18 protein-coding genes are annotated in these 20,520 nt (G+C 45.4%); 5 read left to right on the plus strand and 13 right to left on the minus strand.

Annotation, left to right across the window (positions count from 1 at the left end):
• The first annotated feature begins 26 nt into the window (after positions 1-26).
• Complete coding sequence (locus tag OCW38_RS14345) at positions 27-2,222, plus strand: DUF7151 family protein (RefSeq protein ID WP_261894646.1); 2,196 nt, start codon at positions 27-29, stop codon at positions 2,220-2,222.
• A gap of 67 nt (positions 2,223-2,289) precedes the next feature.
• Here the strand turns inward: OCW38_RS14345 and OCW38_RS14350 are convergent, their stop codons facing one another.
• The 12 genes from OCW38_RS14350 to gspC form a co-directional block, all read right to left on the minus strand.
• Positions 2,290-3,069, minus strand: coding sequence for a type II secretion system protein N (locus OCW38_RS14350; RefSeq protein WP_261894648.1), 780 nt, complete (start codon positions 3,067-3,069; stop codon positions 2,290-2,292).
• A gap of 1 nt (position 3,070) precedes the next feature.
• The gene (locus tag OCW38_RS14355; RefSeq protein ID WP_016768269.1) at positions 3,071-3,559 is read right to left on the minus strand and encodes a type II secretion system protein M; all 489 of its coding nucleotides are present in this window, start codon (positions 3,557-3,559) and stop codon (positions 3,071-3,073) included.
• A gap of 20 nt (positions 3,560-3,579) precedes the next feature.
• The gene (gspL, locus tag OCW38_RS14360; protein WP_261894651.1) at positions 3,580-4,824 is read right to left on the minus strand and encodes a type II secretion system protein GspL; all 1,245 of its coding nucleotides are present in this window, start codon (positions 4,822-4,824) and stop codon (positions 3,580-3,582) included.
• Positions 4,793-5,842 carry a type II secretion system minor pseudopilin GspK gene (gene gspK, locus OCW38_RS14365; RefSeq protein WP_010433573.1) on the minus strand — a complete coding sequence of 350 codons (1,050 nt, stop codon included), beginning with the start codon at positions 5,840-5,842 and terminating at the stop codon, positions 4,793-4,795. The genes gspL and gspK overlap by 32 nt, the downstream gene beginning before the upstream one ends.
• Positions 5,835-6,569, minus strand: a complete 735-nt coding sequence (gene gspJ, locus OCW38_RS14370) for a type II secretion system minor pseudopilin GspJ (RefSeq protein ID WP_193846799.1) — start codon at positions 6,567-6,569, stop codon at positions 5,835-5,837. Before gspJ ends, gspK begins: the two co-directional genes overlap by 8 nt.
• Positions 6,556-6,951, minus strand: a complete 396-nt coding sequence (gene gspI, locus OCW38_RS14375) for a type II secretion system minor pseudopilin GspI (protein ID WP_010433567.1) — start codon at positions 6,949-6,951, stop codon at positions 6,556-6,558. The genes gspJ and gspI overlap by 14 nt, the downstream gene beginning before the upstream one ends.
• Positions 6,938-7,531 (minus strand): type II secretion system minor pseudopilin GspH, encoded by a 594-nt coding sequence (gene gspH, locus OCW38_RS14380; protein ID WP_010433564.1) that lies wholly within the window; start codon positions 7,529-7,531, stop codon positions 6,938-6,940. The genes gspI and gspH overlap by 14 nt, the downstream gene beginning before the upstream one ends.
• Before the next feature lie 96 nt (positions 7,532-7,627).
• Positions 7,628-8,071, minus strand: coding sequence for a type II secretion system major pseudopilin GspG (gene gspG / locus OCW38_RS14385; protein ID WP_004741459.1), 444 nt, complete (start codon positions 8,069-8,071; stop codon positions 7,628-7,630).
• 87 nt (positions 8,072-8,158) lie between these two features.
• On the minus strand, positions 8,159-9,379 hold the full coding sequence (gene gspF / locus OCW38_RS14390) for a type II secretion system inner membrane protein GspF (RefSeq protein WP_010433558.1): 1,221 nt from the start codon (positions 9,377-9,379) through the stop codon (positions 8,159-8,161).
• A 1-nt stretch (position 9,380) separates the two neighbouring features.
• A complete protein-coding gene (gspE, locus tag OCW38_RS14395; RefSeq protein ID WP_010433557.1) occupies positions 9,381-10,883 on the minus strand; it encodes a type II secretion system ATPase GspE in 1,503 nt (500 codons plus the stop codon).
• Positions 10,883-12,907 (minus strand): type II secretion system secretin GspD, encoded by a 2,025-nt coding sequence (gene gspD, locus OCW38_RS14400; RefSeq protein WP_016794088.1) that lies wholly within the window; start codon positions 12,905-12,907, stop codon positions 10,883-10,885. The genes gspE and gspD overlap by 1 nt, the downstream gene beginning before the upstream one ends.
• A gap of 41 nt (positions 12,908-12,948) precedes the next feature.
• Positions 12,949-13,845, minus strand: coding sequence for a type II secretion system protein GspC (gspC, locus tag OCW38_RS14405; protein WP_016768265.1), 897 nt, complete (start codon positions 13,843-13,845; stop codon positions 12,949-12,951).
• Positions 13,846-14,162: 317 nt separating this feature from the next.
• Between gspC and hslR the strand changes: the two genes are divergently transcribed.
• The 4 genes from hslR (at position 14,163) to OCW38_RS14425 (ending at position 19,551) form a co-directional block, all read left to right on the plus strand.
• On the plus strand, positions 14,163-14,549 hold the full coding sequence (gene hslR / locus OCW38_RS14410; protein ID WP_010433549.1) for a ribosome-associated heat shock protein Hsp15: 387 nt from the start codon (positions 14,163-14,165) through the stop codon (positions 14,547-14,549).
• An 18-nt stretch (positions 14,550-14,567) separates the two neighbouring features.
• Complete coding sequence (gene hslO, locus OCW38_RS14415; RefSeq protein WP_010433546.1) at positions 14,568-15,461, plus strand: Hsp33 family molecular chaperone HslO; 894 nt, start codon at positions 14,568-14,570, stop codon at positions 15,459-15,461.
• A 337-nt stretch (positions 15,462-15,798) separates the two neighbouring features.
• Positions 15,799-17,424, plus strand: a complete 1,626-nt coding sequence (gene pckA, locus OCW38_RS14420) for a phosphoenolpyruvate carboxykinase (ATP) (protein ID WP_261894658.1) — start codon at positions 15,799-15,801, stop codon at positions 17,422-17,424.
• 171 nt (positions 17,425-17,595) lie between these two features.
• Positions 17,596-19,551 (plus strand): AsmA family protein, encoded by a 1,956-nt coding sequence (locus tag OCW38_RS14425; protein ID WP_261895686.1) that lies wholly within the window; start codon positions 17,596-17,598, stop codon positions 19,549-19,551.
• 28 nt (positions 19,552-19,579) lie between these two features.
• Here the strand turns inward: OCW38_RS14425 and OCW38_RS14430 are convergent, their stop codons facing one another.
• Positions 19,580-20,515 (minus strand): bifunctional GNAT family N-acetyltransferase/hotdog fold thioesterase, encoded by a 936-nt coding sequence (locus OCW38_RS14430; protein WP_010433534.1) that lies wholly within the window; start codon positions 20,513-20,515, stop codon positions 19,580-19,582.
• Positions 20,516-20,520: the final 5 nt, after the last annotated feature.

The raw sequence follows: 20,520 nt of genomic DNA on the forward strand, positions 1-20,520 counted from the left end.
AGTTACTAAAGGAAATGGTAATCAACATGAACAAACAGTGGTCTAGAAAAACATTAATCGCAACTTCGGTTGCATCTATACTCCTTGCTGGGTGCGGCGGTGATGGTAGCTCCTCAGATAGTTCATCAAGTGGAGGGGCTGTACAGAAAGATGCATTAATTTCTACGTTAACTCTACCTGTTGGAGATTCGGAATGTACTAATGGTGGCTTGAAAGTTATTGCTGGTTACGATGATAACGAAAATGACGTACTAGAAGATAGTGAACATGTTTCCAACAAAACTATTTGTCACGATGGGACAAATAATACCCAGCAAGAAGGTAGCGATATCTTCAATCAAGCTCTAGTGTCGGTTGCTTTAATAGCTAAAACGGACACCAGATGTGATGTAGGAGGGCAACTTGTTACTCTTGGGGTAGATACTAACAATAATAGTATTCTTGATAGCAGCGAAGTTAAGTCGTCAGAAGTATTGTGTAGTATAGGGGCTGATTTCGCGCCAAGTGCCGTAATCAACTCAATTACAGCTAATCCGGCCATCGTTGCTGCAAGCGCACAAACAACGCTAACCGCAACCATCAGTAACCTTCAATCGAGTGATAAAGTCACTTGGTATAACGGAAATGGGGATGAATTAACCACATCCGACCCACTCCAAATCACTGTTCAGGCGGGAGCTGCTGTCGGCCAAGAGAAGTATCAACTCAGCATTGAAACGACCAACGATCAAGGTCAAATCGTACTACAAACCAAAGAGATCATCATCACCGTCGCGGAAGCTCCTGCGCCAACACAGTCTGTCGTTCTCGACAGCCAACAAGTGTTCTTACCTGAAGGTTATACAACCAGTGCTCTTACTGGTGATGTAACAGGTACTATTATCTACGCTGAGCCTGTGACTACTATTGCGGCCGCTTCGACAAAAAGCTCACTTCCAACACCAGATAACACTGAACTTGCAGGGTTTGTTGCAGAGAGAGGGGCATTAACGGGACAAACAACAGCTCAAGAAATCCTTGTTACTGGGGTTAGTGCTTTTGCATCTAAACTAAATAGTGCCCAAGTAGTACAAACCTCTCTAACCACTTTGGAAAATGGTGATGTTAATGCAACCTACAAGATCACATTACAAACTGGGTTAAAACTCACGGACATTCTGAATACTCTAATAAATCAAGTAGCCGTGAATAAAGTTGGGGGGACAGCTAGTGCCCTGGTTCCTGCGGCTTCTGAAGTAATACAAACTGAGTACCAACTTGATATTACAACTAGTTACAACAAGGTTGCAGACAGTGCAGTTATTACCAGTACATTAGTGCAGAACGACAAGGTTTTGAATTACTCAGATCTGATTGTCTCAACGACTTCAGAAAGTATTCAGGCATCTAAAGATGCAACACTGCAACTACAAAATGATACGTTTACCGCGCTTGATCAAACGACCTCTAAGGCAGACTTCCTGTTTGTTATTGATAATTCAGGCAGCATGGGCGATGAGCAGCAAGCGATCAGTGATTTGACTGTAGCCTTTACAGACACCATTCAAAACGCGGGTGTGGACTTCATGGTTGGTACCATTACCACAGATTCAGATAAACTTCGCGGGAATGGCTTTACTAATGACTTAGAACAGATTGCAAAAGACTTTAAACCTGGTACATGGGGAAGTAGTAATGAACGTGGGATCTATAATTCAGAACTTGCACTCCAAAAAGGAGGTACGGTTGAACTTGCAGGATACCCAAGAGCTGGCGCTTCACTCTCAGTCGTCATCATGAGTGATGAACCAAGTCACTACAAACAGTACAATACTTCAGAATTTGACCCTAACAACAATTTGTTCCTTGATAACGGCTATCGAGTTTACTCTATTGTCAATCCGTCGGATGCCGCTCGCAGTCAATATGATGACCTCGCGACAACAACTTTAGGTAAAACTCTAAACATCAATGTCACTTCTGAGTACAAGGCGTTTGTTGAGGTGATGGCCAAAAATGCAGGGGCTTCAAGTGCAGGTTATAAGCTTTCTAAAGCTGAAGCACAACATATTCTTTCATCATCGATTCTAGTCACCGTTAACGGCACGAAAGTAAACCGTAACTCTTCGAACGGTTGGCAATATTACCCACTGTCTGAATCTATCGTGTTTACAGGGGCTGCCATTCCAACACAAGGCGCTGATATTGTGATTGCTTATCAATATGTGGATGACTCAAAGTAACAACTAATCCATAAACAAAAGGGCGATAGAATTTAATTCTATCGCCCTTTCTTTTACTCGTTCACTTTTAAAATCGACCTTGGTAGGTAAATTGATACTTACCTTGGTTATCTGGATTCCCCAACCATTTAAGCTGATTTTGCATCGTTGGCGGGAATTCAGCCCCCGGTTTAAACCACGTTGCAGATGTGTAGCGCTGGTTAGGTGTTAGACTCGCCGAGAACTCACTCTCTACTTGAGTGCTCTTCTGAACGCCTTTGGCTGCAATTGTACTGTCTTCACAGCTGATGTCAGCAATCACAGGGCCGAGATCTAGCGCACCCACAGGGGAATCAACGGCAGCGCCAGACCAAGCAAGCGTGCCTTCGCCCGATTGGCACCAAGGTTGAGCATGAACCGCATGCTTAATCGTCAGTTCAACTTGTCCGCCAATAGCAACCGGGACTGGGATCACTGGTGCGTATTTCATCACGTTCATAGCAGGCATTGAAGCCACTAAGTTTTCGGCATACGCGCCGCTCATGCTGTACCCGACACGTCCTTTGCCTGATAAGTTCATAGCGCTATTACGACCAAAACGAACCGCGAGCTCAGCTTTAGCCTGTAGGAGTTTAGAAAACTGGAAGTCCCACTGTACTGAGCCGTAATTAACACGCTGCCACACGATATTGTTAGCACTGCCTTGCCAAACGGTACCTTCAACACCTTCGATACTTAAACCGCGTACCACAGGTGCATGTTTGAGAGCAAAAGAAGCCGGTAAGTGCAGCAACAAACTTACTGAGAAAAAAACGATAAAGATGCCGCTGAATAGCAGGCTGTATTTTAACGATATACCGCGTTTCACACTAACCTCGTTTAAACTGTAGTCGGTTGACATCAATAACCCCAGGGCTATCAGAGCGATCAATATCCATAAATTCAACCTCAACACCCTGCTTTTCTTTCAGGTATGTCAGCCAGTCTACGAACTTATTAAATGGCACCGGCTTTACCCACACTTGCAGCATCTCGCCACGTGGTTGTACACGGATCAGCTCGATGTTAAAACGACGCATAGAAGCGGGTACCGACTGGTTTAAAGGCTGGCTCGCACTGATGCCGCCGCTGCCTCTTAATTCAACCACTTCATTGGCTTTATTCGTAACCCAAGCCAGCAATTGCTTCTCACTTTGAATACGGCTCTGCGCCAGCTCAGCTCGTTGGCTAAGTGGTTGTATTAATCCCCAATAGACAATACCCAGTATCAATAAAATAGAACAACCAATGACTAATCGTTGTTCCCTCTGACTTATTGAAGTCCACCACGCTTGGAGTGGTTCAATCATATTTCTCATCACTGCTCTCCTTGCGTTGGTTATTGACGGGGTTTAAGAGTAAAACTGCCAAAGACAGCATCACCATTGCGATTTAGTGGGCCTTGTTCCACGGAAAATTTCTGTTCGAGTTTCTCTCTGGCAGTCTCAAAGTGCTGAAAATTCGAACTTTTCGCCTGCAGTCGAACCTCAGAGCGGTTACCGTCGTAACGAATACTTTCAACTTCGATCGATGTCACTTTGCCTAAGGTCTCTGGCAGCAGCGCTAACCAGCCGAGTAAGGAATCGCCCTCACCCGAGCCACCGTATTTCTTAGCTTCATCGTTCATTTGACGCTTGAGGTAACTCACGGTCGGAATGCGTTGCTTGCCTGGTAGTACGGCTCTAAAGATACGTTCACTCTCCATGCGGTAAGCTTGTGCTTGCGCTTCGTATTGCTGAACCTTTAACACTTGTTGAGTCACAATCACGGCCACCAGCAAGCAAGCAGCAATCGCTACTTTCTGCCATACGCGCCAATATTTACTGAATGAAGATTTAGTTTTAAAGGTGCCAGTCAGTAAATTCACACTGCTTGCGATCGCTTGTTGGCTCAATAGAGACATCACCAACTCAGCAGGCTTAGCTTGCCAATTCACACCACTTTGCTGTTGAACATCGTCACTCGGCATCGCTGTATAGCTGAAGATAGTCGTAGGTTGTTCTGCATCGTCAGCAACCCAGTCACTTTGCAAAAACATCGGCAACCATGCTTCGCTGATCGATACCGCTTGATAGTGACCTTGGCGTTGAGAGTTACCTTGGCGTAACAGCCAATGTTGGTCTATCTGCAATGCACTAATGCCGTGCTCTTCCAAAGGCACAGCGAGTGTATCTGGCAAGACCTTGCGAAAGATAATATTGGCTTCACGAAAATTACCTAGCGCTTGTCTTAACCATTCATGCTCAACACCACATACCGTGGCATGAGTGGTATCTTTATCTAAAATGGTTAAGTGCAAGTCTTCGATATCTTGTGCCACTTCGTCTTCTAACAAAAATGGCAGCATAGAGTCGAACTGGCGAGCAGCACCTTTCGGGATCTCAACACGCTTAATTAAGCACTCATTTCCCGGCAATAAAGCAATACAACTGCGCTTTTCAGCGTAAGGTGTTAATTCACCAAGCTGTTCCCAGCTCGACAATTCACCACTTGCTATCACTTCTTGTTGGCTTGTCGACCAAACTAACCACTGCACAGGGCTTTGTGGTTCGCTACTCAGTCGAACGGTCAGAAACTCGCTCACTGATTCCTCCAAAACGACGGCGTACTACCGTCACTGTTTCTCGATTACTACTATAGAAAAGCGACCGTATACGTACACGTGACTGCTCAACTAATACCTCTGCATCTAGCTCAAAATAGGCGCTATCTACAGTTAAATATGCTTTCGCTTTCTTGCTAACTTCGGCACTCACACCGACAATGGCAGACTCCGCCATAAATGCATCTACCGTATCCCAACCATCAAATGGGCGTTTATCTATCAGCTGTTTAGCATCCGATTCACTTAAGCCCGGCGCGAACATCGCTTCCAATAAAGGCGCCTGATTTTCCGTGAGTGTATTCACATTCAATCGGAAGTCGTCGGTTGGTAAAGCGCAAACCAAAGGGCGAACTTTATTCATCACATCACCGGTAACCTGATACACCGCTCGTAGCTCCGATTCATCGGCCATTAAACCATTGGCCGCCAAATACGATGGCTTCATCGCTTCATAGGTGCTGTCTTCTACGCCAGACGAAGAAGTGGTTCGGGTATCAGCATCAACAAACTCCCAGCTTGAATTCGCGATAACCTCAGCCTGATAAGGGTCAATATCTTGGTTTTCCAATAAGGTTTGCCAAACTGTCACTAAATAAGGTGTTTGGTTACTTGAAGTTGTCGTAACACCCGCTAGCGCATTAAGATTAAAGCAAGCCTGCGCATCCACGATACGGCCTTTGACTTGCCCATAATCTAATGGATAGACCTGCTCCTCTAACGCCCATGGTTGGCTTAGATTCACAGTATCACTGTCTTTATAGCTTTGCCTAATACCGTCTTGTACAAGCGCTTCTACACCAATGCTATACCAGTAAGCTTGTTGGTAATTTAACTGATTACCAACGCGTTTGAATTGAGTAAACAGACGCTCAGACATACTGCCTGCAATGGTTGCCATGATCGCCAATAGCATCAAAATAACGATCAATGCTACACCGCGTTGTTTACGCCCTATGACCGAACGTCTCTTAGCAGGACGATTGATTCGATTAGCCATTGCTGTCCTCACTACTTGAAGAGTCATCAGCTTGGTCTAACGTACCACTAGGCGTAAGATAAACACGTTCTATCTCACCATAATCTTTCAATGTTAGCTTGAGTCTTACCGCTTTAGGCAGAGACTTATCAGTTTGCCACTCTTTCCCCCAACGACTGCCGTCATAAAACTCGAACTCCAAGCTTTCGACATCATCAAGTAAGGGAGTCATCACGCCTTGCTGGCCTGCTGGTGTATCTGGGTAGCGCCACCATACTCGCTCAAGCGTTTCTTCTTTGATGCGGTAACCCACTTTAGTCACCTCACCTCGAGGGAACTGCTGCTGCGGGTTATGCCAACCCAAACGAGTAAACATGATGCCAACACTGTCGGAATCCAGTAAATACTCTTTCAATAAGATCAGCTTAGATGATGCTTCTTCACCATCGGTGCGAAATTGTCTCGCTGCCATCTGACGAAAATCATTATCTAAAATGACCAAGCTACGCTGTAATTGATTCAAGCGCGCACTGCGTTCAATTGAGATTTCATTACTTCGTTGAACTTGGTTTACCACTTGATAAGCCGCCATGCTTAACGTGGCAAAGATAGCGATCGAGACCAAAACTTCGATTAAGGTAAAGCCTCTCCCTTTCGAGGATAGTCTTTGTTTGCGTGACAGACACTTAGATGAAGCCTTAGCTGATGGCTTGACCCTACTTAACGACATGCTCTTATTTGACAACATAGCTGCGCACCGTAACCACTGGAGAGGCCTTCTTACTGGTTGCCGCGCTTACATCAAACGCCTTTAACAAATCACCGCTAGTATCAATTGGCGTCACTTTCCAGAACCACTCTCTTCCTGCTAACTCTTGCGTGCCCTGCGCTTTTTTAAGCTTGTCAGGATGCAGCATGACGAGAGCCATTTGATTGTCTACTACCATAGCTGCGAAGGTTTTTTCTTCTAGATAGCTAAGGGTATTAATGTGCTGAGTGACGGCACGAATAACACTGATCGCTGCCGTTGCGAAAATAGCGAGCGCAACTAATACTTCAAGCAGGGTCATTCCTCGAGAACCAAGAGTCATACCACGAGAACGATAAGGAGAGCCGTTATTCCTCTTCATCTTCTTCTCCTGGCTCAAGCAATCGAATAACGCCATTATCCAACACTCGAATGCGCCAACCATCTTGTATGGTGTCACCTGTATTTGGATAAAACGACAGCACAAATGGTGTCATTTCAGCACTCGATAAGATGTAGATCTGTGGTGGCTTAGGCTTTTTTTCCTCTTCAAGATCAGCAAACATATCTTCATCAAACAGGCTTCCTGGATTGAATAACCGATCATCGTCTTCCCATGCGCCACCACCTAAGGTCAGTGACAATGCGAGATCTTCTGGTAATTCAGTTAAAGAGGGGATTTTTTCGAACTCAGTTTCTTGCCAGCCATCAGACTTCAAAGTCATCAGAACGTAAGTCGATTTCTTTTCATCAACACGAACACCAAAATCTAAGCCACTCAAAATAGCCTCTTCATTAAGCAACTGAATTCGTTGATAAAAGCTGTGGGCATATTTTTTGGCGACGTCTTTACTATTGGTAGGTATGGTCGCGATCACTGCGACCGCCGTTACTGACAGTAATACCAACACCAAAAGAATCTCAATCAAGGTGAAACCTGGCTGTGTTTGCTTAGTTTTCACCTTGTAGACTCCATCTGTTTACGTCCAACCATCAATAACGTTTCAAGCTCAATAACTTATCAACCAACAGGAACGAATCAAACAACAAGCCGAAGCTTATTGGAAATCCTGCATGTTCCAGTTGCCGATATCTGCAGCAATCCCTTCACCACCTTCTTGGCCATCAGCACCAAGTGTGAAGATATCGATAGTGCCGTTATCACCAGGGCTTAGGTATTGGTACTCGTTACCCCATGGGTCGTTTGGCAAACGCTTGATGTAACCGCCGTCACGGTAGTTACGAGGCTCTGGGCTGCTTGGCTTGGAAACCAATGCATCAAGGCCTTGATCCGTTGTTGGGTAAACGCTGTTATCCAGTTTGTACATATCCAGCGCGTTCTCTAGCGCCACGATATCAGTGATCGCTTTCTGTTGATCAGCCTTCTCTTTGTTACCCAATAGGTTAGGTACAACAAAGCTCGCCAATACGCCGAGGATAACCACAACAACCATCACTTCTAGTAGGGTAAAGCCTGATTGTTTCTTCATTTTATTTTTCATTGTTTTCTCCAAATTACAGACAACGAGTGAAGGTAATAGTGTCCTTGTTCTCGCTCATCCAAAAACTAACGTCTTATGAGCAGTTGGTTAACCACTCATCAAATTATTCATTTCAAGCATCGGCATCAGCGTCGCCATCACAATGAACAGCACTAAGCCTGCCATCAAAGCGATAAGTGCTGGCGTAAAAATACCTAGCGCGATATTCACGGTCGACTCAAAGCTTTGGTCTTGGTTATCCGCCGCTCTTGTCAGCATCTGTTCCAGCTGGCCACTCTGCTCACCACTGGCAATCATATGCAGCATCATCGGTGGGAAGAGTTTGGTTTGATCGAGCGCTTTACGCAGGCTTGCCCCTTCTCTAACACTGTCTGATGCCTGCAGTACTTGTTGCTTCACATGGTGATTCGACATCACATCCACCGCAACCTTCATCCCTTCAAGAATAGGAATCGCACTCGAGGTACAAATAGAGAGTGTTCGAGCAAAACGAGAGGTATTGATCCCTTTCGCTATTTTACCAATCAGCGGGATACTCAATAATTTTCGATCCCAACTCATACGAACGCCCGGCTTTTTCAGTGCCGTCTTAATCAGAACAATCACACCAACAGTTAACAACAGTAATTGGATGCCCCAATCCTGGATAAATTCACTCGATGCTAATAAAAATTGTGTCGATTGCGGAAGTTCTTGGCCCATTTGAATAATGGGTTCAACGATCTTAGGTACTACCGTTGCTAATAGGAAAGAGACAATCGTCACCGCAAACACCACCAGCACAATCGGGTAGATCATCGCTTGCAGTAACTTAGAGCGCATCTTTTGACGATTTTCCGCGTAATCAGCTAATCGCTCCAATACCGCATCTAAGTGCCCTGATTTTTCGCCCGCCGCAACCATGGCTCTGAACAGTTCATCAAAGATATGTGGATAATCTGACAAGCTATCGGCTAACGAGTAACCTTCCGTCACTTTAGAGCGGACGGCAAGTAACATAGTTCGAATACGTGGTTTTTCCGATTGCTCGGCGACCGCTTTTAAACATTCTTCCAACGGCATACCAGATTGAACAAGCGTTGATATTTGACGCGTAATCAAAGCAAGATCAGGTGTACTGATACCACGCTTAAAACTGGTCGAAGGTTGAGAGCCTTTGGCATTTTTTGCCTTGGCTTCAGTCATCTCAACCGGCATTAAGCCTTGCTCTTTTAAGCGCTGGCGAGCCTGGCGAGCGTTATCCGCTTCAATAGACCCCTTTTTACTTTTACCTTTAGCATCCAGCGCTTTGTATTCAAATGCCGCCATACTAGACTTCCTTGGTAACGCGCATCACTTCTTCTAGGGACGTTATCCCTTTCAGAACTTTACTTAAGCCGTCATCTCTAATGCTTGGTGTCGTGCTACGAATAGCTTTTTCAATCGCCTGTTCACCTGCTTCGCTATGAATCAGCTCTTGGACTGAATCATCAATCATCAACAGTTCATGAATACCGGTACGGCCTCGATAACCTTTATGGCCGCACGCTTCACAACCTTTCGCATGGTAAAGCGTCAGGCTCTCTTTCTTCTTCAATCCAAACAGTTTTTTCTGTTCTTTGTCGGCTTCATAAGGCTCTTTGCAGTCGTTACACAAAGTACGAACCAAACGCTGAGCCAAAACACCCAGCAGCGAAGAAGAGATTAAGAAAGGTTCAATGCCCATATCACGTAGACGCGTGATCGCACCAATTGCTGTATTGGTGTGAAGGGTCGACATAACTAAGTGACCCGTCAAAGAGGCCTGAACAGCGATCTCAGCGGTCTCTAAGTCACGTATCTCACCAATCATAACCACATCGGGATCTTGACGAAGAATGGCACGTAAACCGCGCGCAAAGGTCATATCAACCTTAGGGTTCACTTGGGTTTGGCCAATACCATCAATATCAAATTCGATTGGGTCTTCAACGGTAAGGATATTTCGCTCATTGCTGTTGAGCTCTTGCAGGCCAGCATACAGGGTTGTTGATTTACCCGAACCCGTAGGGCCGGTCACCAAGATTATGCCATGTGGGCGCTGAATCAGCTTACGGAAGTTCTCGTGGTTTTCTGCGGTCATGCCTAAGCTGTGCAAGTCTAAGCGAGTCGCGTTTTTGTCCAACAGACGCATTACCACACGCTCACCATGTGAAGAAGGCATGGTTGAGACACGAACATCTACCGCACGACCACCGATACGCAGAGATATACGGCCATCTTGTGGCACGCGTTTTTCCGCAATATCCAGTTTAGCCATAACCTTTACACGTGAAACCAATAGCGGAGCCAGTTTACGGCTTGGCGCTAGAACATCACGCAACACACCGTCAACTCGGAAACGGATACAGAGTGACTTTTCAAAAGTTTCGATGTGTATATCCGAAGCGCCTTCTTTGATCGCCTCTCCCAACATCGCATTGATTAATTTGATGATAGGTGCATCGTCTTCCGATTCGAGTAGATCTTCATCTTGGGGCAGTTCTTCTGCCAATGAGAAGAAATCATCACTGTCAGCACCGATGTCTTCCATTAACTGCCGCGCTTCTGACGAATCACGTTGATAAGCATCGGTCAGTTTTTTATCAAACTCTTCTGCTGTAATAGCTTCTGGAGTAAAGCCATTTTTGACAACGCGGCTTACTTCAATGATCGCAGCTGATTTCAGTGGCTCAACATAATAAAGCACTGGCGCACGTTCAGGGTGCTGATATTCCAACACCATCTTGTAGCGATTCGCAAAGCTAAACGGTAAACGCTGATAAGTGCGTGCCGCCCCTACCAATTCAGACATTATTCTGTTTCCATTTGATCGATGAAGGCTTGGATTTCAGCCGGGTGATTCATATCGGCACCAAATTTAGGCAATACCGGGATATTATCGTCATCCAGCAGCTTCAAACCTTGTTCAGACTTGTATAACTGCTCAGCACGAATGAAGTTGTACTTACGCTGAGTGATACCGTCGGCTGTCATGCCATCACGGATGATGGTTGGCTTGATGAAAACCATTAGGTTCTTTTTCTCAACCTGAGTACTGGTTGATTTAAACAGGTGTCCAAGTACTGGGATGTCACCCAAGAACGGCACCTTAGACTCACTTTCCAGTGCACGCTCATCAATCAAGCCACCCAGCACCAACATTTGACCGTCTTGAACAATCACAGACGTGTTCAGTTGACGCTTAGCAAAACGAACATCAACTGCACCATTGGCGCCCAATACGTTAGAGACTTCTTGTTCTATTTGCAGCTGAACCGAGTCACCTTCGTTGATTTGTGGCACCACTTTAAGCTTGATACCCACTTCTTTACGTTCAACCGTTTGGAATGGGTTGTCGTTGCTTGAACCTGCGGTAGAACCGGTTAGAACAGGCACTTCCTCACCCACAATGAATGAAGCCTCGCCATTGTCCATAACCGTGATACTTGGAGAAGATAGGATGTTTGAGTTTGAGTCGGTCGCAACCGCGCTGATCAACGCTGTCCAATCACCCATAACAACACTCATTGCGGCGCCATTAACGCCAGAAAGAGCAGATGCCAAGGTAGAATAGTCACCCGATTCAGTGGTGGTTTCATTACGTTGGAAGTCACCATTGTCATCATAAACGGCAGTGGTCGTTTCAGTGTCTTTGGCTTCTTCCAAACCAACCATCACGCCACCAATCGATGCACCAGTGTTACCATACTGAATCACGGCACCAGTATCTAGGTTGCCCCACTGCACGCCAAGGTTAATGCCGTCACCTTCAGCCATCTCGACAATTAAGGCTTCGATCAACACTTGGGCACGACGAATATCCAACTGCGCGATAACGTCTTGCAGCGCGTTCATGATGTCTGGTTGTGCGGTAATGACCAACGAGTTGGTATCACTGTGGGCTGAGATCATGACTTGATTACGTTGCGATGAACTGCCTTTAGTTGAAGATTGTTTCTCTGACTGCAAGTTGTCCGATACGCCTTTCAACACATCGACAAGATCTTCCGCTTTTGCGTATTTAAGGTAGATAACTTGGTTGTTACCTTTGGTCGCCATCTCTACATCAAGCTGTTCAATCAGCTTTCTTAAACGGCTACGTACCTTTGGGTCACCGGAAATAAGAATTGCATTAGTACGCTCATCGGCAACCAATTTAGGCTGTAGGAATGCAGGTGTGTTTTTAGCATCGGTGGTTTTACTCAGAGCATCAACAATACGAACCATTTCTGCCGCCGATGCATTCTTTAGCTCAACGACTTCAATCTCTTTATCACCCGCTTGGTCAACACGCTTGATGATTTCTGCTAAACGGTTCACTACCGCCGCACGACCGGTAATCAAGATGATATTGGCAGGATCGTAGTGCACAACGTTACCCGCACCGGCATTATCGTTCAATTGACGAAGCAAAGGAGAAAGTTCACGAACCGAGACATTACGAACCGTCACAACACGCGTGACTACACTGTCGCCTGTGATCGAATCACGATCACCAACAACGGGAATTGCTGAGGTTTTAGAATCTTTGGCTTTGATGATCTTAAGAACGCCTGAGTCCATTTCAACGACCGCGTAGCCATACACTTCTAATACGTTTAGGAAGAAGCTGTAATATTGCTCTTCATTGAGTACGTCATAGCTACGTACATCAATTTTACCGCGCACCGATGGGTCAACGATGATCGTCTTCTCTAGGTTGCGGCCAACAATATTAATAAACTCTTGAATGTCAGTGCCCTTAAAGCTGGCACTAAAATCACTAGCGATGGCTGCGGGTGTGCAGATTAAGCTTCCTGCCAGTAACCATGCACTTTTCTTAAACCAATGCTTCACGTATTTCTCCTACACTTTCGTCTGTCTTCAGACGCAAAGTTTTAAAATTCAATAAACACTTCATGTTGTTGTCCATCTCTCTCGACCACGAGGTTTAGCTCTGTCAGATCGGAAATGGAACGGAATATGTTGCCCATCGCTGCGGGGTCTGTCAGGTCTTGCCCATTTAACTGAGTAGCAATATCTCCGTTTTGGAGCCCAACAGAGTTAAAAAGTTCTGAATCTTTGCCAGGGCTCACACGATAACCAATAACTTTATCGTCACGCTTCACCTGAGACAGTCGAACATATTGGAAGATTTGTTGTGGATCTTGCATTATCTTCGCTTTAATTTCGTCTAGCTTCTCTTCTTCGGAAGCGGGGTTATTGCCACGAACAGAAGAAGTGGTACGAGGTGGCGCAGGTGCTGATACCGCTAAACGCTTGTACTCAATCCCTTCAAGCATCAATGTTTCATCTCGCCCTGAGTTATCGATGATCACGCGATCCACTAATACCGCTTTTAACTTAGCTCGCGTACCTTCAATCTCTTCGTTAATGCCGTAAGTTGCTTGCGTGCCACGATTCGCGATCACCGCTAAGCTCAATTTTGGATTAGAGCTGGCGACAGCGCCCACCAAAACTAGGTTTAATCGTGTCTTAGGTGCATCTTGGATAACTTGCTGTTTAACAACAGGAGCTGTGGTTGGGTTATAGGCACCAAACATGTTGCTCTGCTGTAGGGAAGAAATATCGAGGGTCGATTGAGGAGAGGAAGACGATGAAGCTGTTGCTTTCCAAGGCACAACGGTTTGCTCGGCAGGTTCAATAAACCACGCAAGCTGTCCTAAAATCCATGCTGAAGCTGCAATCAACAAACAACACGTCACTAGGCTTAGTTTTTGCTGAAATACAAATCCATTCTCTAATAAGCGGCTCAACACAGGTGAATTTCCCATGCGACTTTTGAGCTCTAAAAAGTTCACTTCCCTTGCCCCTTTTCATGACGACAAACGCTGCAAATCATTAAACTTTCAGCCTTTTTATTCATTCGTTCGATACCGAGCTTATTTAAGCATAAGATCTCGAACTATATCATAGCAAATCGATAAAACGGCATTACATGGCTATTTTGTAATATGACTTGAAAAAAATGCCAACCGCCTCCACTTTAAGCTTCTACTTAATGTGATAAGCATCATCAAAAAAACATGTTGCGCACTGTTCATTACAGTTAAACCGCATTCATTTCTCACTTAATAAGGCACAGCCCTATATGAAAACTGCTAATGAAGCTGTCAGACTCGATAAATGGTTGTGGGCAGCTCGTTTTTACAAAACCCGGTCTATTGCTCGCAACATGGTCGATGGTGGCAAAGTCCACTATAATGGTCAGCGCAGCAAACCAAGTAAAATTGTCGAACTTGGGGCCGTGATTACACTGCGTCAAGGTAATGAAGAAAAAACGGTGACAATCGAGAAAATCTCGGCTCATCGTGGCGGAGCTCCGATCGCCCAAACCCTCTATGCAGAAACCACCGAGAGCGTGGCAAAAAGAGAAGAGTTTGCAGCACAACGTAAGCTGAATGCTCATAGCCCAGCACCTGAACGTCGCCCAGATAAAAAGCAACGTCGTGACATTATCAAGTTCAAGAATCAATAAGCTAGAAGGAATAGCCAAATGGCAGACCCAATGTCTACAAGTAATGTTTTAAATCGCTACCTATTTGAAGATCTATCAGTACGTGGTGAATTGGTACAAATCGATGAAGCGTACCAACAGATTATTTCTAGCAAGGAATACCCAGCGCCAGTTCAAAAGCTACTGGGTGAGCTATTGGTTTCAACGACGCTATTAACAGCGACCCTAAAGTTTGAAGGCTCTATTACCATGCAATTGCAAGGTGATGGCCCAGTATCTCTAGTTGTTATCAATGGCGATCACGACCAAAAGATCCGCGGTGTCGCTCGCTTTGAAGGCGAGATTGCTGATGATGCTGGCCTACACGACCTAATGGGTAAAGGCCACCTAGTGATCACCATCGATCCTAAGAAAGGTGAACGTTACCAAGGTATCGTTGGTCTGGAAGGCGAAACGCTTGCTGACGTTCTTGAAGGTTACTTTGCTAACTCAGAACAGCTTAAGACTCGTCTATGGCTGCGCACTGGCGAACATGAAGGTAAAGCTCACGCTGCAGGTATGCTTTTACAAGTTATGCCTGACGGCACAGGTACGCCAGATGATTTCGAGCATCTAGAGCAACTAACCGACACCGTTAAAAACGAAGAGTTGTTCTCTTTAGAAGCTAACGAACTGCTTTACCGTCTATACAACCAAGAGAAGGTTCAGGTATTTACACCTCAACCGGTTGAGTTCTTCTGTGGCTGTTCACGTGATCGAAGCGCTGCGGCTATCATTACTGTTGCTCAAGAAGAGATTTACGACATTCTAAGCACGGAAGGTAGTGTGGGACTACACTGCGATTACTGTGGCACAAACTACTCGTTCGACAAAAATGATGTAGATGCTCTTTACGCAGAAGCGGCAGATAAAGGCAGCAATACGGTTCATTAATTTACGGCGTACCAAAAACACGTAATTTACCCCAAAAAGGTCAGCACTCAGCTGGCCTTTTTTGTGATCAAAATAGCGCAAACTCCGTAACATCTCGTAATAAAATCACCGCTTAATTTTAATCAATTAATAATGTTCTCGCCCCTAGCGCAAAGGTTTGCGTACAGGATAGACTAGTTGGGCCAATATGTGACGAGGCGCTTAAAACCCCAAGGTTAATATGGATATTTTTTGAGCTGTATCCCTGTTTCCCCCGAGCCTCGTTGCTAGCATGGTGAGCAGATAACAATAAAAAATTATTACAAAATCCCTACAAAATATCCTACAAGGAGCACCTATGACCGTTATGGAACATACTAAGGCTGCACAAATTGATCTAACTAAGCACGGACTGACTGGCGTTACCGAAGTTCTTCGTAATCCTAGCTACGAGCAGTTATTCGTTGAAGAAACACTGCCGGGTCTAGAAGGCTACGAAAAAGGCGTAGTAACGGAACTAGGCTCCGTTGCGGTTGATACTGGTATCTTTACTGGCCGCTCACCAAAAGATAAGTACATTGTTAAAGATGACACAACACGCGATACCATGTGGTGGTCAGATCAAGGCAAAAATGACAACAAACCGATTACCACTGAAGTATGGGACGAGCTGAAAGAGCTTGTAACAACTCAGATATCTGGCAAGCGTCTGTTTGTCATCGACGGTTATTGTGGTGCTAACCCAGATACGCGTTTAAGTGTGCGTATTATCACTGAAGTAGCGTGGCAAGCGCACTTCGTTAAGAACATGTTCATTCGTCCAACCGACGAAGAACTAGCAACGTTCGAACCTGATTTCGTGGTAATGAACGGTGCTAAAACAACCAACCCTAACTGGGAGAAACAAGGTCTAAACTCTGAGAACTTTGTCGCTTTCAACCTGACTGAACGTGTTCAGATCATTGGCGGTACCTGGTACGGCGGTGAGATGAAAAAAGGTATGTTCGCAATGATGAACTACCTACTACCTCTACAAGGTATTGCTTCAATGCACTGTAGTGCAAACGTTGGCGAGAAAGGCGATGTCGCTATTTTCTTCGGTCTATCAGGCACTGGTAAAACAACCCTATCAACCGATCCTAAACGTGAGCTAATCGGTGATGATGAGCACGGTTGGGATGACGATGGTATCTTCAACTTTGAAGGTGGTTGTTACGCGAAGACAATTCGTCTATCTAAAGAAGCTGAACCTGAAATCTACAACGCAATCCGTCGTGATGCACTACTAGAGAACGTAACGGTTCGTGGCGATGGTTCTATCGATTTTGATGACGGTTCAAAAACAGAGAACACTCGTGTTTCTTACCCGATTCATCACATCGACAACATTGTTAAACCAGTATCAAAAGCAGGTCACGCTCAAAAAGTTATCTTCCTGACCGCTGATGCATTTGGTGTTCTACCGCCAGTATCTAAACTGACTCCAGAACAAACGAAGTACCACTTCCTATCTGGCTTCACAGCGAAACTAGCGGGTACAGAGCGCGGTATTACTGAGCCAACTCCTACGTTCTCTGCTGCGTTCGGTGCTGCATTCCTAACTCTTCACCCAACTCAGTACGCTGAAGTGCTTGTGAAACGTATGGAAGCGGCGGGAGCAGAAGCTTACCTAGTGAACACTGGTTGGAACGGCACAGGCAAACGTATCTCGATTCAAGATACTCGTGGCATCATTGACGCTATCTTAGATGGCTCAATCGACCAAGCGGATACTAAGGTTATCCCTATGTTTAACCTAGAAGTACCGCTAGCGTTGCACGACGTAGATCCTACGATTCTTGACCCGCGTGATACGTACACTGATCCATTGCAGTGGGAAAGCAAAGCGAAAGATCTAGCAGAGCGCTTCATCAACAACTTTGACAAGTACACAGATAACGCTGAAGGTAAGTCACTGGTTGCTGCAGGTCCACAACTAGACTAACCCTAAAGTCTGCTCGGGGTTGAGCGAAATGCAAAGACCCTGTTTCAAAATGATATTTTTGTAGCAAGCCCCTCTTTTGAGGGGCTTTTTTGTTGCTGCTTACCCATTTTTGTTCCACTCTGTTTTAAGACTAGTGAAAATTAAGGCTTTCAAGGAATGAAAAAGGTATTCATGGTGCTCGGCATTGTGCTTTCCATCGTCGTTGCACTTCTCGCGGCGCTGCTATTAAGCTTACAAACTCAATACCGAGCTGATGTTGCTAACTTTTTTATCAAGCATACGATTGAACAACCTGTACTCATTGAAGATATTGAGTATCAGGCGCCGTATCACATCACCTTGATGGGCATCACCCACAACCAACCTAAACAGCAAACGCCTCTTTATATCGATAAGATCGATATCTGGTTCAGTTCAGACTCTCTTATTGAAGCCAAGCTGGTTTTAGACTCGGTGTTAATCAGCGGACTCCAGTTAGAAGCTGACGATCGGGAAACACTCACATCGGTATTGACTCAACCAAGTCTCAAACTCCATCAGTTGGCCATCAATAATCTAGATTTCTCGACTCCAGACTTTAATACACGAGGCATCAACCTCCAGATCTCCGAACCCATTTGGGGGGACAACCGTTCACTGCTGCCCTATGGCAAAACCCAACTCTCCGTCTCGCAATTGTATTGGCAAGGTGAAGCATTCGATAATCTGTTGATAGACTTAGACCTAAAACCGAGTGATAGCACCCTTTATGGCGCTTCATTTGATTGGCGTGGAGCCAAAATATCTGGACAGGCAGAACAATACCAACGCGATTGGTCATTGGTGAATGTCACAGTCGATGGCTTACGATTAAACGAACAACAGACCCAAAGCCTGTTAAACAAAGATTGGGATGTCGCAGGCATTCAGATCAATCACATCAACAGTCTCGATATTCTACGCAGTGACGTGCAATGGCAAGATGGCCACTTAACCGCTTTTGATGCGTCACTCGAAAATATCCAACTGCCTTTTAGATGGTGGGAGCAACAGCAAGCGACGCTCTCTCTGCAAGCAGAAGGTGTCATTTTAGATGATGACAGGTTCATCGACCCAAGCGTTAAGTTGAACCTCCAACCAAACCAGATTCTGATTGAAGATTTCTATACTCAACTTCTTCAAGGCAGTATTCAACTGAATGGAAAAGTAACTCCGAGCACCGTTGAATTAACACAACTCGATGTTCGCGGAATAAAGTGGATCAAGGAGAGCCTAGATGAACATTTACCTGCAGTTCGCCTAACGCCTTGGTTTGAAGAACTACAACAGATCTCTATCAAGCAACTTAACGTCGAACGCAGCCAACTCATTCAACTCGCCGAGAAACCTTACTGGCAAGTCTCAGGGCTACATATCGAGGGGCGTCAGGTTCAATTACTTCAAGACCGAAAATTAGGTCTATGGCAGGGCAAGTTGATGGCCAGCGCCAACGATGCGAGCTATCAAAACATCCTCAGCGCCCAACCTGTGATTGAAATGCATAGCGAGCAGGGGAAATGGACGTTAACACGCCTGTTTGCCCCACTACGGGATGGTTATATTGAAGCAAATGCAACGCTCGATTTTAACAAAATAAGCAAACCATGGAGCTTAGATGTCTCTGCTGACGGATTACCAATCTCACTAATGTTGCAGCCACTTAAATTGCCACTCGATGCGACAGGTTATGGAGAATTCGAACTTCAAGCCGCAGGTTTGTACGGCGATTCACTAATGCTCGGGTACTCAACCTCAGGCCAACTTACTGGTAGCGTTCGCCAAGGCATGATGACCTTTAACGATACGCTTTCTGAAACCTCGAGTAATAATGTATTTGAAGTCCCAGAACTGAATGCCAGTTTTGACCGTGGCCGTTTCACCCTTGAACCAACGCACATCATTGGTGCATCCGCTGAAGCGCAAGGTTCGCAAAGGGTTCAAACGTTAACTGGCGAGGTCTCAGGAGAACTCGATTTGCTAGAAACTAGCAAACACACACTTTCCATCACCTTAACTGACCAATGCCATCAAATCTCAGGAAAGCTCGACCAAGCGAAATATTCGGAGATTAATAACTGCCAACAAAAAAGCGCCACTCCACAGGAGTAGGCGCCTTGTATCTGTTAGTCAGTGTCAGCTATACGCTTACGTTAGTGTCTGTTGATAATCGCTTTTTGTAGTCAGGGATCAGCATATAAGTGCCCGTGAATTCAACCGCTTCAACATCGCCACTATGAATAGTCACGTGGATAATGATACGAGCCTTTCGACCTGAAGCGAGACGATCTAAATCACCACTGATTCCATCCAATGAAGTAGCAGCGACTGGGTTTTGCTCAACCGGGTGACGATAACGAATATTACTGTCAGCCAGAACGATATCACCAGTAAGTCCACGCTCTTTCATCAACAACCAAGTCATTCCCCAGCCTGTTAATGTCGCTAAGGTGAAAGCTGAGCCTGCAAACATGGTGTTGTGAGGATTAAGGTTTGGGTTCAACTGAGCACTACATTCAAACTGATAACCCGTGTATTGGTTAATTTTGATACCCATCTTGTCACTGATCGGAATTTGATTTTCCCAGCGCTGTTGTAGCTCATTACACCATTCAGGCTTACGCAGTACATCAGCCATCGGATCAAGGTGCTTCACCATCTGCTGATGACGAACTGGACCACGCTGGTCATTAATTTCACCACGACGCTCAAATTCGTTTTTCTCATAGAATGAGATCGCATCTTCACGTGCATTACACACTAGACGTTTGGCACCCTCTTGGCGAGCCAGTGACTCTAACGCCACTAAAATCAATGAGCCCATGCCTTTACTTCGACGAGAGTTCTTTACCGCCATATAACGGATCTGACCTTCGAGGTCTGGAGTGATGTAAAGGCGGCCAATCGCCATCGGACGGCCACGACCATCTACAATCATGCGATGGTGACTCATGGCATCATATTCATCACGCTCGGAACCTACCGGCATTCGCCAAGGTTCACGCAGCATCTGCCAACGAAAATGGTAATACTTGTTCAGTTGATTTTCGGTGGTCGGTGTTATCAGTTTAAACATGCTTA

The sequence above is a fragment of the Vibrio cyclitrophicus genome, from assembly GCF_024347435.1.
Lineage (GTDB): Bacteria > Pseudomonadota > Gammaproteobacteria > Enterobacterales > Vibrionaceae > Vibrio > Vibrio cyclitrophicus.